The 12,569-nt window shown below is 73.0% G+C and carries 11 protein-coding genes; 2 read left to right on the forward strand and 9 right to left on the reverse strand.

Features of this window, described 5'->3' with window-relative positions; translation table 11 throughout:
* Nucleotides 1–19 precede the first annotated feature (19 nt).
* From D7I43_RS00725 to D7I43_RS00755, 7 genes are all read right to left on the reverse strand, one after another.
* Nucleotides 20–2,116 carry a PQQ-dependent sugar dehydrogenase gene (locus D7I43_RS00725; RefSeq protein ID WP_120326378.1) on the reverse strand — a complete coding sequence of 699 codons (2,097 nt, stop codon included), beginning with the start codon at nucleotides 2,114–2,116 and terminating at the stop codon, nucleotides 20–22.
* A 53-nt stretch (nucleotides 2,117–2,169) separates the two neighbouring features.
* Nucleotides 2,170–3,132, reverse strand: a complete 963-nt coding sequence (locus tag D7I43_RS00730) for a LamG-like jellyroll fold domain-containing protein (RefSeq protein WP_120326682.1) — start codon at nucleotides 3,130–3,132, stop codon at nucleotides 2,170–2,172.
* A gap of 104 nt (nucleotides 3,133–3,236) precedes the next feature.
* Entirely contained in the window at nucleotides 3,237–3,986 is a 750-nt protein-coding gene (locus D7I43_RS00735) for an ABC transporter ATP-binding protein (RefSeq protein WP_120326379.1), read from the reverse strand.
* A complete protein-coding gene (locus D7I43_RS00740; protein WP_120326380.1) occupies nucleotides 3,976–4,719 on the reverse strand; it encodes an ABC transporter ATP-binding protein in 744 nt (247 codons plus the stop codon). Before D7I43_RS00740 ends, D7I43_RS00735 begins: the two co-directional genes overlap by 11 nt.
* Before the next feature lie 316 nt (nucleotides 4,720–5,035).
* On the reverse strand, nucleotides 5,036–6,157 hold the full coding sequence (locus D7I43_RS00745) for a branched-chain amino acid ABC transporter permease (protein ID WP_240032725.1): 1,122 nt from the start codon (nucleotides 6,155–6,157) through the stop codon (nucleotides 5,036–5,038).
* Entirely contained in the window at nucleotides 6,141–7,028 is an 888-nt protein-coding gene (locus D7I43_RS00750) for a branched-chain amino acid ABC transporter permease (protein ID WP_120326381.1), read from the reverse strand. The genes D7I43_RS00745 and D7I43_RS00750 overlap by 17 nt, the downstream gene beginning before the upstream one ends.
* Nucleotides 7,029–7,034: 6 nt before the next feature.
* On the reverse strand, nucleotides 7,035–8,258 hold the full coding sequence (locus D7I43_RS00755) for an amino acid ABC transporter substrate-binding protein (RefSeq protein WP_240032726.1): 1,224 nt from the start codon (nucleotides 8,256–8,258) through the stop codon (nucleotides 7,035–7,037).
* Nucleotides 8,259–8,381: 123 nt separating this feature from the next.
* Here D7I43_RS00755 and D7I43_RS00760 point away from each other — a divergent pair, with 123 nt between their 5' ends.
* Complete coding sequence (locus D7I43_RS00760) at nucleotides 8,382–9,413, forward strand: LacI family DNA-binding transcriptional regulator (protein WP_120326382.1); 1,032 nt, start codon at nucleotides 8,382–8,384, stop codon at nucleotides 9,411–9,413.
* 97 nt (nucleotides 9,414–9,510) lie between these two features.
* Here D7I43_RS00760 and D7I43_RS00765 read toward each other — a convergent pair whose 3' ends face one another.
* Nucleotides 9,511–10,302, reverse strand: coding sequence for a maleylpyruvate isomerase family mycothiol-dependent enzyme (locus D7I43_RS00765; RefSeq protein ID WP_120326383.1), 792 nt, complete (start codon nucleotides 10,300–10,302; stop codon nucleotides 9,511–9,513).
* Nucleotides 10,303–10,582: 280 nt separating this feature from the next.
* On the opposite strand from D7I43_RS00765, the gene D7I43_RS00770 reads away from it, so the two are divergent.
* A complete protein-coding gene (locus D7I43_RS00770) occupies nucleotides 10,583–12,136 on the forward strand; it encodes a coiled-coil domain-containing protein (protein WP_192902037.1) in 1,554 nt (517 codons plus the stop codon).
* Between the two features lie 38 nt (nucleotides 12,137–12,174).
* Here D7I43_RS00770 and D7I43_RS00775 read toward each other — a convergent pair whose 3' ends face one another.
* On the reverse strand, nucleotides 12,175–12,555 hold the full coding sequence (locus D7I43_RS00775) for a DUF2267 domain-containing protein (protein ID WP_120326384.1): 381 nt from the start codon (nucleotides 12,553–12,555) through the stop codon (nucleotides 12,175–12,177).
* Nucleotides 12,556–12,569 lie beyond the last annotated feature (14 nt).

Genomic DNA, 12,569 nt, shown 5'->3' on the forward strand with positions numbered 1-12,569 from the left:
GTGTCCGGTCACGACGGCGTCAGGCCGCCGGGGTGCCGCGTACGGTGAGGTCACGCAGCCGCCCGATGTTGTCGAAGGAGCCGAAGCCCACCCGACCCGAGGTGAACGTGGTGTCCCGGGCGGTCATGAGCGGGTTCTTCGCCCCGTCGACGTAGACGGCGATCTCGCCGGTCGCCGGCAGGTGACGCACCCGCACGGTGTGCCAGTCCGCGTCCACGACGGCCGGTGCCGCACCACGGGAGCGCCCGTTCCACTGGTGGTCGATGCGTTCCCGGTCGGCGTTGTCAACCTTGAAGATGCCGTTGTGCGGCAGGATCGTGTTGTCCGTGGACAGGTGCGCGTAGTAGAACTCGGTGTCCGAGCGGTAGCCGAACACGATGATCACGTCCCGGTTGGTGACCTCGACCGGAGTGTCCAACCGCACCTCGGCCGTGATGTCGACGGCGCCGAACTCCGGGCCGGCGGTCAGCACGGCGTACTCGAACGGGCGGCGCGGGCCGGGCCGCTGCTCGCCGGCCTCGGCAAGGACGACCTCCTTGCCGGTGAACCGCCACTTCGACGGCGTCACCGGCGCCCAGTTGCTGGGCCGCATGGTGTCCCGGACCGTGGTCGTCCCGGGCTTCCCGGCGGCGAACTGCCGCGTACCGGTCACCTTCCAGACCTTTCCGTTCGCCTTGGCCAGGATGTAGAGCTCACCGCGCGCGTCGGTGCCGAACCGCAGGTCGACGCGGTTCGGGTCGCCCGGCGCGCCGGGGCCGGAGAGGTCCTGCATCCGCACCGGGGTGCCGTCGGCGTCGAACAGCGCCAGCCGGTGGATGGGCGCCAGCCCCGCACCGCGCCGCATCTGCTTCGCCTCGGTGTAGAGCACGCGACCGTCGACCAGGTCGCCGAAGACGTACTTGCCGCGCAGCGCCGGCACGTCCCGCCCCCGGTAGACGAAGCCGCCGGCCACCGCGACGCCGACGTCGGAGGTGCAGTTCCAGCCCGGCGCCGGGTCGTGGTCGTACGCGGCGACCGGGTAGGTGTACCCGTACCGCTCGTCGTCCTCGGGCAGCGGGAACAGCTTGTCGCAGGGGCGCGTCGAGGTCTTGTCGAACACGAACTGGCCCTCGCGCTCGCTCCACCCGAAGTTGTCGCCGGCGCGTACCTCGTAGATGGCCTCGATGGCGTGCTCGCCGATGTGGCCGAGGTACATCTTCCCGGTCTGCCGGTCCCAGCTGAACCGGTGCGGGTCGCGGAAGCCCACCGCGTAGATCTCGCCGAGCACGTCCGGCCGGCCGACGAACGGGTTGGACGGCGGGATGCCGTACCGCCCGCTCGCGGCGTTGGTGCCCAGCGGGTCGATCCGCAGCAGCTTGCCGTGCGGCAGCGCGAGGTTCTGCGGGTCGCTGTTGCGGACGCCGAGGCCACCGTCACCGGCGGCGATGTAGAGCATCCCGTAGTCCGGGTCGCGCTTCTTCGCCGTCGGGTTGAAGTTGATCTCCTGGATGCCGTGGACCTGGCCGCCGAAGCCGAGACGCAGCACCTCCCGGCGGGTGCCGGAGAACGTGTCGGCGGCGGGGTCGTCGGCCGTCCACTCGGTGATGATGCCGTGGTAGATGGTGCCGCTCTGCGACCAGTCGGGCACCTCGGTGGCGAGCGACGCCTGCTCGGTGTGGACGGTGTAGAACTTGCCGTTGCACGCGAAGTCGGGGTGGAAGGCCACGTAGCCGAAGCCCTGGCCGAGGCCGCGACCGGAGAAGAACTTGGGGGCGAAGGTCGCCGCCACGTCGAGGTAGACGTGTGGGACGCCACCCTGGACGACGTAGAGCTTGCCGTTGAGGTCGGGCACCGCCCGGCGGCCCGAGCCGTCGGGGATCTCCATGATGGTGTTGATGCGGGCGTGCCGCATGAGCCGGGTGTCGGTGGGCGCCGGGGTCGGCTCGGACTTCGGGAACGAGGCGTACTCGGTGAGGACGAGCCCGAGGCGGCTCTGTGTCGGCACCTCGGGGATCGGGTCGTAGACGGGGTCGGCGGCCCGGGCGGGCGCCGCGGCGACCAGCGAGAGGGCGAGCGCGGCGGTCGCGAGCGCGGCCGTCGTCACCGATCTGCGCGGGCGGCGAGTGGAGATGCGCACAGGTCACTCCATTCTCGGGGGGGACGGGTGGGTGGTGGGTTGGCGGTCGCGGGTCAGCGCCCGCGGGCCATGTGCCGGTACTGCCGCTCGACCTCGCGCGCGGAGAGCACGCGGTCGAGGAACATCAGCGAGTCCATCCGGCAGTCGCACGGGTTCTGCTCGCGGGTGTCCTGCGGGTAGCTGCCGCCGATCTTGATGCCCCGGGGGTCGGAGGCGGTGGTGACGTGCGGACCGGGGCCGGCGACCAGCCACGGGTCGTCGGTGCGGGTGTAGAAACCGGCCAGTGGCTGGCCGTCGCGGTAGAGCGCCATCGTGCCGGCGCCGAAGTCGAACGTCGCGGCGAGGTGCACCCACTGCCCCGCGGGCAGCAGCGTGCGCCAGTCCTGCGCCGCCGCGAACGTCTGGGAGTTGCCGCCGTCGAGCCGCCGGCCGAGGGCGACCAGCCGCAGCTCACCGTTCACGTCGATGAGCTCCAGCAGCGCGCGGACGCCGTGGCCGTCCGAGTCGCCGGTCAGGACGCCGGCGAGCCCGATCGCGTTGTACCGGTCGTCGGGGTTGGCGGTGTTGGAGTTGGGTCGGGGCTCGGTCATCTCGACCTTGAACCAGCCCATGACCGTCGTGCCGTCCACCGCGTTGAAGGCGCGCAGGGTACGCACGCCGCTGGCCGAGTAGATGCCGGCCTTCCAGTCGTCGTTCCCGGCGACCGTCGGCGAGACCTGCCGGGTCTGCAGGGCCCGGCCGCTGCCCGGGTACGCCCGGTCGCGTACCCGCATGTCGGCCCCTCCGTTGACCAGTTCGATCTCCGTGCCGGACCGGCCCCGGTCCCGCTCCAGCGCCTCGTCGCCGGGCACGGGATGGTCGAAGTCGTAGAAGGCGACCAGGTTGTCTCGTAGGGACGGGTGGACGTCGCGCGGGCCGGATCCGCCGGCCGACGCGGGTGGCGCCGCGGCACCCGCCAGCACCCCGGCCGCCACGACGGCGGCGGTGGCGGCGGCGGCGCGTCGTGCTCTCGACATCGCGTACACCTCTCTCGTGCCACGAACCTCGTCGGTCCGGTGCCGGTAAGCGCTTACCGGACGGGCCGGACCTCGCTATGTCGGTGGTGCGGTGGTGCCGTGGGTCAGCGCTTCGGGGTGACGGGCGGCTCGGCGGGCCGTCCGCCGAGGTACAGCTCGCCGAGCTGCGGATCGGCCAGCAGCTCGGACGCGGGGCCGGAGATGTGCACCCGGCCGAGGTCGAGGACGCACCCGAGGTCGGCGGTCTCCAACGCCCGACGGGCGTTCTGCTCGACGAGCAGGACGGCCGTGCCGGCGTCGCGCATCCGCACGACCTGCTCGAAGACGGTGGCGGTCGCCTTCGGGTCCAGGCCCATCGACGGCTCGTCGAGCAGCACGACCTTCGGGTCCACCATGAGCGAGCGGGCGAACTCGACCTGCTTCTGCTGCCCGCCCGACAGCAGTCCGGCGAGGCTGTCCCACCGCTGCGCCACCACCGGGAACAGCTCCTTGACGAACTCGACCCGGCGGGCCAGGAACGCCTTGTCCCGCAGCGTGTACCCGCCGAGGAGCACGTTCTCGGCCACCGTCATCTCGCGGAACACGCTGTGGCCCTGCAGGACGTGCGCGACCCCGGCGGCGAGCATCGCCTGCGGACCCTGGCCGGTGATCTCCCGGCCGCCGACGAGGATCCGTCCCGAGCGGGGCTTGAGCAGTCCGCTCGCGACCTTCAGCACGGTGGACTTGCCGGCCCCGTTCGGGCCGACCAGGCAGACGATGGTGCCGGCCGGCACGGCGACGGACAGGCCGCGCAGCACCGGGGCCGCGCGCCCGTAGCCGGCCTGGATGTCGACGAGTTCGATCTCAGACGCCAAGGTAGGCTCCCAGCACGCGTTCGTCCGAGCGGATGACCGACGGCGGCCCCTCGGCGATGGGGCGGCCCCGGTCGAAGACCACGATGTGGTCGCTGATGCTCATCACCAGGTCCATGTTGTGCTCGACGATCACGAACGTCCGCCCCTCGGCGTTGAGGTCCCGCACGAGGGTGCCGATGCGGTCGAGCAGGGCCGGGTTGACCCCGCCGGCCGGCTCGTCGAGCAGCACGGTCTCCGGCTCGCTCATGAGCACACCGGCCAGCTCCAGCAGCTTCTGCTGGCCCCAGGACATGTTCCGCGCCTCCACGTCGGCGAGGTGCTCGATGCCCAGCCGGGTCAGCCAGCCGCGCGCCCGGTCGACCTCGGCCCGGCCGCGGGCGCCGCGCAGCTGCCCGAGCAGACCGGACGGTCGCACGGCGGCGAGTACGTTGTCCAGGGCCGACATCCGGGGGAACACCCGGCAGAGCTGGAACGTGCGGCCGATGCCGGCGTGCGCGACGGCATGCGGCGCGGCGCGCGTGATGTCCCGGCCCCGGTAGGTGGTCCGGCCCGAGTCGGCCCGGATCATGCCGGTGACGCAGTTGAAGAACGTCGTCTTGCCGGAGCCGTTCGGGCCGATGAGCGCGTTGACCCGGCCGTGCTGGAAGGCCACGCTCGCGCCGTCGAGGGCCACCACGCCCCCGAACGCCTTGGTCAACCCCTCGGTGCGCAGCGCCCCCCTCTCGTCGCTCATGCCGCCGCCTCCCTCCGGTCGGCGCCGCCACGAGACTCCACCGCACAGTGCCCGATGATTCGCTCGCCACGCTCGCTCATGCCGCCGCCTCCCTCCGGTCGGCGCCGCCACGAGACCCCACCGCACAGTGCCCGATGACTCGCTCGCCACGCTCGCTCATGCCGCCGCCTCCCTCCGGTCGGCGCCGCCACGAGACTCCACAGCACAGTGCCCGATGATTCGCTCGCCACGCTCGCTCATGCCGCCGCCTCCCTCCGGTCGGCGCCGCCACGAGACTCCACCGCACAGTGCCCGATGATTCGCTCGCCACGCTCGCTCATGGCCGCTCCTTCGTCGACGGTGCGCCGGGGCTGGCCCCGGCCAGTTCGGGCGAGGCGGCGTCGCGCTCCCGCTGCTCGCGAAGCTCGGCCGCCGTCACCTCGCGGATCGACTGCTGCGCCGGACGGAACCGGTCGAGCCCGGCGGCCAGCGCCGGTAGCACGCCGTCGGGCATGAACAGCACGACGAGCGCGAGCAGCAGGCCGGTGGCGACCAGGTGCAGCGGCGTGTTGCCGTACTCGACCTTGAAGTACTCCAGCGCCGTGCCGACCACCAGCGCGCCGAGCAGCGGGCCGAACAGCGTGCGTACGCCGCCGAGCAGCGCCATGAGCACCATGTAGGAGCCGGTCAGGATCGAGAACTGGAAGACCGGGTCGAGGTCCCCGAACCAGAGCGCGTAGAGGCCGCCGGCGGCGGCCGTGAAACCGGCCGACACCACGAAGACCACCAGCTTGTACGCGAACGTGGGGATGCCCAGCGACTCGGCCTTGTCCTCGTCCTCGCGGATCGCCTTGAGCCCGAGACCGAACCGCGAGCGGTCGATCAGCCACCAGGCCAGCAGCGCGACGGCGAGCAGCCCGGCGAAGAGGAACCAGAACACCCGGTGGTGCTCGGGTCGCAGCAGGTCCGGGAAGGGGCGCGGCACGGTCAGGCCGCGGGACCCGCCGGTGAACGACGCCCAGCTCTGGAACACCAGCAGCAGGACCAGAACCAGGGCGATGGAGACGATGACGAACGAGGCGCCGCGCACGCGCAGCGCCGCGTAGCCGATCGGCACGGCGAGCGCCGCCACGGCGAGGGCCGCGATCACGAGGGCCAGGAAACTCGGCACGCCGGCCCGGGTGACGAGCAGGCCCGTGCCGTACGCGCCGAGCCCGGCCAGGGCGCCGTGCCCGAGCGAGATGTAGCCGGTGAAGCCGCCGACGAAGTTCCACGAGGTCGACAGCAGGGCGTAGTTCAGCACGACGATGCCGGCCGAGAGGATGTACGGGTTCGGCGCGAGCGACGGGAACGACGCGACGGCGGCGACGAGCGCCACCAGCAGGACGCCCCGGGCCACCCGGCCCGGGGTGAACCCCGGCCGGACGGCGGTGCGGGTGAGGTCAGAAGCGCTGGGCAAGCCGGCCTCCGAAGAATCCCTGCGGGCGGAACGCCAGCGTGGCGAAGAGCGCGAGGTAGAAGATGGTCTGCGCCCAGGTGGTGTTGAGCGGGATCTGCAGCAGGCTCTGCGTGAGGCCGAGCAGCATGGCGGCGGCCGCGGCGCCGGGCACGCTGCCCAGCCCGCCGACCACGATGATGGCCATGAGCGGCCCGATCCAGTGCCAGTGCAGGGACGGGTAGATGGTGGTGTCGAGGGCCAGCGCGGTGCCGCCGACGGCCGCGGTGGCCAGGCCGATGCCGAAGCCGTAGCCCGCGACGCGGTCGGTGTCGATCCCCACGAGGCGGGCCGCGTCGCGGTGCTGGATCGTGGCGCGCAGCGACCAGCCGAAGGTGGTCTTCTTCAGCAGGAGGTAGAGCGTCAGCAGCGCGACCGCGGCGAGCCCGAACGCGATGAGCTTGACCACGGCGATCCGGGCGCCGAACAGTTCCAGGTTCGCCGCGCCGTAGCCGAGCTGGATGCGCCGCTGGGTGCCGGTGAACGCGTACCCGAGCAGCCCCTCGATGACGACCGCGATGGCGAAGGTCAGCAGCACCGACATCATGGTGAGCGTCGCCGGTCGCAGCCGGGACAGCAGCAGCCGTTGGAGCAGCACGCCCGCCCCGAAGAAGAGCGGCACCGTCACGACCAGGGAGAGCAGCGGGTCGACGCCCAGCCGGGTGTGTGACCACCAGGCCAGGTAGGCGGCGAGGATGAGGAACGCCGAGTGGGCGATCATCACGACCCGCATGATGCCGAAGTAGAGCGTCAGGCCCGAGGCCAGCAGGGCGTAGAGCCCGCCCAGGAGCACGCCCAGGACGACGCTCTGGAAGATCAGCGCGCCAGAGGACATCGGCGCCTACCAGGCCGGCTTCGGGTAGACGATGTCGGTCTCCTTGGCGTCGGCCGGGAGCACGATCTGGATCTCGCCGCCGACCCACTGCTGGATCATGTGGGCGCCCTGCGGCTTGCCGGTGGCGTCCCAGCTCAGCGGGCCGACGACCGTCTCCACGGTGTTGTTCCGCACCCAGTCGACGAGCTTCTGCTGGCACTCGCCCTGCTCGGCGCAGCCCACCGCCGTGACGGCCGCCGCGACGACCTGGCCGGTCGTGTAGGCGTTCGCCTCGTCCTCCTCCGGCGGCGAGCCGAACTGGGCGGTGTACTTCTCGACGAACTCGACGTTGCTCGGGTACGGCGCCTTCTGCGTGTAGCCGGTGGGCGCGAGGATCCCCTCGGTCTTGTTGCCGATCGCGGCGGCGAACTCGGGGCTCGTCGGCGCCGTCGAGAACGCGGCGAGCTTCGGCTGGTAGTCCAGTTGCTGGAGGGCGACGATGAGGTTGACGCCATCCTGGTACTGGGAGCCGCCGACCACGATGTCCGCCTTCGAGGACGCGATCTTCGCGGCGATGCCGCTGAAGTCCGTGGTGTTGGGCGGGTACACCTCGTCGACGACCGTGCGGACGCCGCCCTCCTCCAGCTTCTTCTTCAGCCCGTACGCGGTGCCCTGGGCGAACGGGTCGTCCATGGCGGCGTACGCGGCCGTGGCGGGCCGCTGACCCGCCGGCAGCCCGAGGATGTACTCGGCGAGGTGGTTGTAGTGGTCGTCGGCCACGGCCGGGGCGGCGTAGAACAGGTTCTTGAAGCCCTGCTCGAAGACCTCCTTCGCCGCGCCGGCGGGCTCGACGAACAGCATCCCGTACTCCTCGGCGACCCGGGCGGCCGGCACGACGAGCCGGGTCGAGAAGGGACCGACCACGATGTCCACCTGATCCTGGCCGATGAGCTGCTCGTAGTCGGAGACGACCCGGTCGGCGTTGGACTGGTCGTCGAGGATCTTCAGCTCGACCTGGCGGCCCAGCAGGCCGCCCTTGTCGTTGACGATCTTCGCCCAGGCCTGGTAGCCGCGCTGCACGCCCTTGCCGGGCTCGGAGAAGTCTCCCGTGAGTGGCAGCGAGATCCCGACCACGATCGGATCGTCGGAGGACGAACCACCGTCGTCACCCCCACTGCAACCGGCGAGCGCGAGCACCATCGTCGCGCCGAACGCCGTCGCCCATCTCATTGTCGTCATCCGGGTGGTCATGCTCGGACGCTCCTTTGCTCCGGGCCGAAAGCGCTTACGAAAGCGCTTTCGTACTCTAGGCTGTGTCCTGCGTCACTGGCAATAGCCGGAGGTGCCTGCATCGATGTCTCGGGAGTGTCACTGATGCCGAAACCTGGCTCGAGGTTGCGCCTCGTCGACGTCGCCGAGCGGGCCGGCGTGTCGCTGGCGACCGCCTCACGCGCCCTGTCCGGCCGGGACGGCGTGAGCGAGGAGGTGGCCGACCGGGTGCGGCGGATCTCCCAGGAGCTCGGCTACGTGGCCAACCCGTACGCGCGCACGCTGGCCGGCGGGGCAAGCTCCACCGTGGGCCTCGTCGTGCACCAGGTGGACGACCCGTACTTCTCGGAGATCGCCGGAGGGGTCATCGAGGTCGCCGCCGAGCAGGGGCTGCTCGTCCAGATCTGCCACTCCGGGCGCGACCCGCACTTCGAGCTGCGCCAGATCCGGCACCTCATCGCCCAGCGGGTCGGCATCATCCTGGTCGCCGGCTCCGGCTACACCGACCAGCGGATCGAGGCGGAGACCCGGGCGGAGCTGTCCGCGTACCAGAACCTCGGCGGGCGGGTCGCGGTGATCGGCCGGCACTCCCTCGGCGTCGACGCCGTGCTGCCCGACAACGAGGCCGGCGGCCGGGCGCTCACCGAGCACCTGCTGGCGCTGGGCCACCGGCGGATCGCCGTGGCGGCCGGCAGCGCCGACCTCACCACCGTCGTCGACCGCCTCGCGGGCGTCGGCAAGGCGCTGCGGCAGCACGGGCTCGACCTCGCCGACCTGCCGGTGGTGCACACGGACTTCACCCGCGAGGGCGGACGCCGGGCCGGCGAGCAGATCCTCCGCGACCACCCGGAGACGACGGCCGTCATCGCGCTCAACGACGCGATGGCGATGGGCGTGCTCGCCGTGCTGCGCGCACACCGCATCCCCGTGCCGGAGCGGATGTCCGTGGTCGGCTTCGACGACGTCTCCGTCGCCGCCGACCTGGCGCCCAGCCTCACCACCGTCCGGCTGCCGATGACCGACATGGGACGCATGGCCCTCGCCCTCGCGCTCAAGCCCCGCTCGGTCCGGCCCCGCCGCCGATCCACCGGCCACACGCTCGTGGTCCGCGACTCCACCGGCCCGGCGCCCGCCTGACACCGCCCCCGCGCCGGCCGGGATCGCGCCGCATCCTGGTCGTCGCGGCCCCCACGGCGCCACGACGACCAGGACCACGCGTCATCGGTTCCCCCGGTCAGAAGCCGGGGAAGACGCCCCGCAGCTCGTCGAGGCTCACCGGCCCGCTCACGCGTACGCCCTCCGGGGTGTACCGCGGGCCCAGCCGCCCCACCGTGAGCCGCAGCCAGGCCTCGGCCGGGGCCACCAGCTCACCGTCGGGCCGCGCCGGGGCGTCGGTCAGCTCCAGCCGCTCGCCCAGGCGCAGCCCGTAGGTCCGCTCCGGGTCGTGCAGCCGTACGGCCAGCACCGCGCGCCGCCCACCCAGGACGTCCGGCCGGCCGGTCCAGGCGAGCATCCCCCCGACCTGGTCGAGCAGCAGCGGCACGGCGTCGGCCGCCACCGTCGCGGACGGGTCGAAGCCGACCTCGACGTCCCACCGGTGCAGCGCGAACTCGCTGAGCCGCAGCCCCGCCGCGCCGGCCACGTCCACCGGCTCGGGCAGGAAGCCCAGGTCGATGCGCAGGTCGGCCCGGGCGGCCGGGTCCAGCTCCTCGTACGCCCGCACGAGCCGCTCGTTGGCCTCCAGGAAACCGCTGGCGTGCTCGGCGGGCGGCATCGCGTCCCACCGCGCCCACACCGACTGGTTGAACTCGCCGCCGGGCGCGGGCTCGCCGGCCTGCGCGGCACGCAGCGCCGCCAGGTTGATCTCCGCGCCGCTGCCCAGGTGACTGAGCACCTGGGACACCTGCCAGTCGCTGGCGCCGGACGGCCGGGTCAGGTCGTCCGGGCCGAGCTTGCCGACGAAGGCGGCGAGGGCGTCGTGCCCGCTGCGCAGTGCCGCTATCGTCCGGTCCGCGATCGAAGACATCTCTCTCCTGTCGATGGTCGGGCGCCGCCCGCGTCCCCGCTGCGGACGCTCCGGATGAACGGCACCGGACCCCATCATGCCCCCACCCGGCGGCCGGGCGACGGCGCTCGCCGCGCACCACACGAACCGTCCGCACCGGGCCGGTGCGGTGACGCAGCGCGAGCGGCCGGTCGCGCGTACGGCGATGGCCGGGCCGGGACGACACACCGCCCCCGCGCGGCGGTAGCGTTGCGCGATCCCATGGCCCGTGGGGGCCGCAGGACCGTACGGAGGTTGGCGGATGTCCATCGGCGCAGAGCCGTTCGCGGTACGCGAGGACGGCACCTCGCGACCCACCTTTGAGCTGACGCTGCGCGGCTACGACAAGCGGCAGGTCGACCGGTACGTCGAGCACCTCGACGCCCAGCTCGCGACGGCGCGGGCCGAGCGGGAACGGGCGGCCGGGCAGGTCCGGGAGCTGACCGCGCAGGTGCAGCAGCTGCACGCGGAGGTGACCGAGCTGCGGCAGCGCCCGTCGCAGCCGGACCGGGCGTCGTTCCGAGACCTCGGCCCGATGGTCGACCAGATCCTCGCCCTGGCCGAGAAACAGGCCGGGGTCATCACCGACACGGCGGCACAGCACGCGGCGGAGCTGCGGGCCGAGGCGGAGCGGACGCTCACCGAGGCGCGGGAGCGGGCCACCCGGGCGCTCCAGGACCTCGACGAGGAGCTGTCCGCGCGCCGTGCCGAGCAGGAGAAGGCGTACGAGGAGCGGCGCGCCGCGGCCGAGGCCGAGCTCGCCGAGATCCGCGAGGCGGCGGAGAAGCTGAGGGCCGAGGGGGAGGCCGCCCACGAGCGCGCCCGCCAGGAGGCGAAGCGGATCAGCGAGCAGAGCGCCCAGCAGATCGAGCAGGCGCGGGCCGCGTCCGAGGCGCTGACCCGGGCCGCGCGTACGCAGATCCAGCAGGAGTTGCAGGCCGCCCGGTCCAAGAGCCAACAGGAGCTGGCCCAGTGGCAGGCCAACATCGAGCGGGACATCAACGAGCGCCGGGCCGCCGCCGAGCAGGAGATCGCCGAGCAGCGGGCCGCCGCCGAGCGGGAGGTGGCGGGCCAGCGCAGCGCGGCCGAGCAGACCATCGGTTCGCTCATCGCCGAGGCCCAGCAGTACGCGACCGAGGTGCGGCAACGGGCGGACGAGCAGGCCGCCGCGCACCAGGAGCAGCTCACCCGGGTGCAGCAGGAGATCTCGGCCCACCAGCAGGCGCTGTCCCGGTTGCAGTCCGAGCTGGACGCCGCACGGCAGCAGCTCGCCGAGTCGCGCGGGGAGCAGGAGGCGGCCGAGCGGGAACTCGCGGAGGCGCGGCAGCGCCTGGTCGAGGTCCGGCAGGAGCTCACGGCCGAGGCGGAGCGCCTCGACGAGGCGCGCCGGGCCGCCGACTCGGCCGACCGGCACGCCAAGGAGGTCCGTGCCCGGGTGCAGCGCGAGGCCAAGCGGGTGGCCGACCTGGCGGCGGCCGCCGTGATGGCCGCGGCGGCCGGTGGCGCGGCGACCGCCGAGTACCCGGTGGTGGCGCGGGACCCGGAGCGTCCGCGGGCGGCGGAGGTGCCCGGGCGCCCGCGGCCGGAGCAGCCGGTCGCGGAGGCGGGAGAGCCGGCCGCGGAGGCGGGGCAGCCGGTCGCCGAGGTGGCGCCGCCGGTCGCCGAGGCGCAGCCGCCCGCGGTGGAGGCGGAGGCGCACCAGCCGATGCCCCGGCACGGGGCGCCGGCCGACGAGACCGGGTACGCCGAGGCCGACCCGCTCGTCGGTGAGCACGCCGAGGCGCGGGCCGGGGAGGTCGTACCGGAGCGGGCCTGACCGGCGGGTCCGCCCCGGCGACGGGGCGGCCGCCGTCGTCAGGCCGGGTTGCCGAAGAGGGCGGCGTAGCCCGACGGCAGCTGGGTCATGAGGTCGTTGAGCTCGCCGTCGGTGATCGCGTCGGCGACGGTCGACAGCACGGCGCCGGCGTCCCACTCGGCGGTCCGCGTGGTGGCGCCGGTTCCGGCGGCGATGCGCTGGAGGAACTCCTGGACCGACAGTTGCCGCGTCGGCTCCCCCGCCTCCTCCAGGATCTCGGCGATCCCGTGCGGCAGCTGGGAGGCGAGGTCGTGGGCCTCGTCCGGGGTGAGGCGCGAGGCGAGCACGCCGAGCACGGCACGGATGACGTCCTCGGCCTCGGCCGCGCTGCCGTACTCACCCCGCTGGCGTACCGCGGCGACGAACTCGTGGTACTTCACGACGATGTCCCTTC

Source organism: Micromonospora globbae (genome assembly GCF_003610785.1).
Classification (GTDB): Bacteria; Actinomycetota; Actinomycetes; order Mycobacteriales; family Micromonosporaceae; genus Micromonospora; species Micromonospora globbae.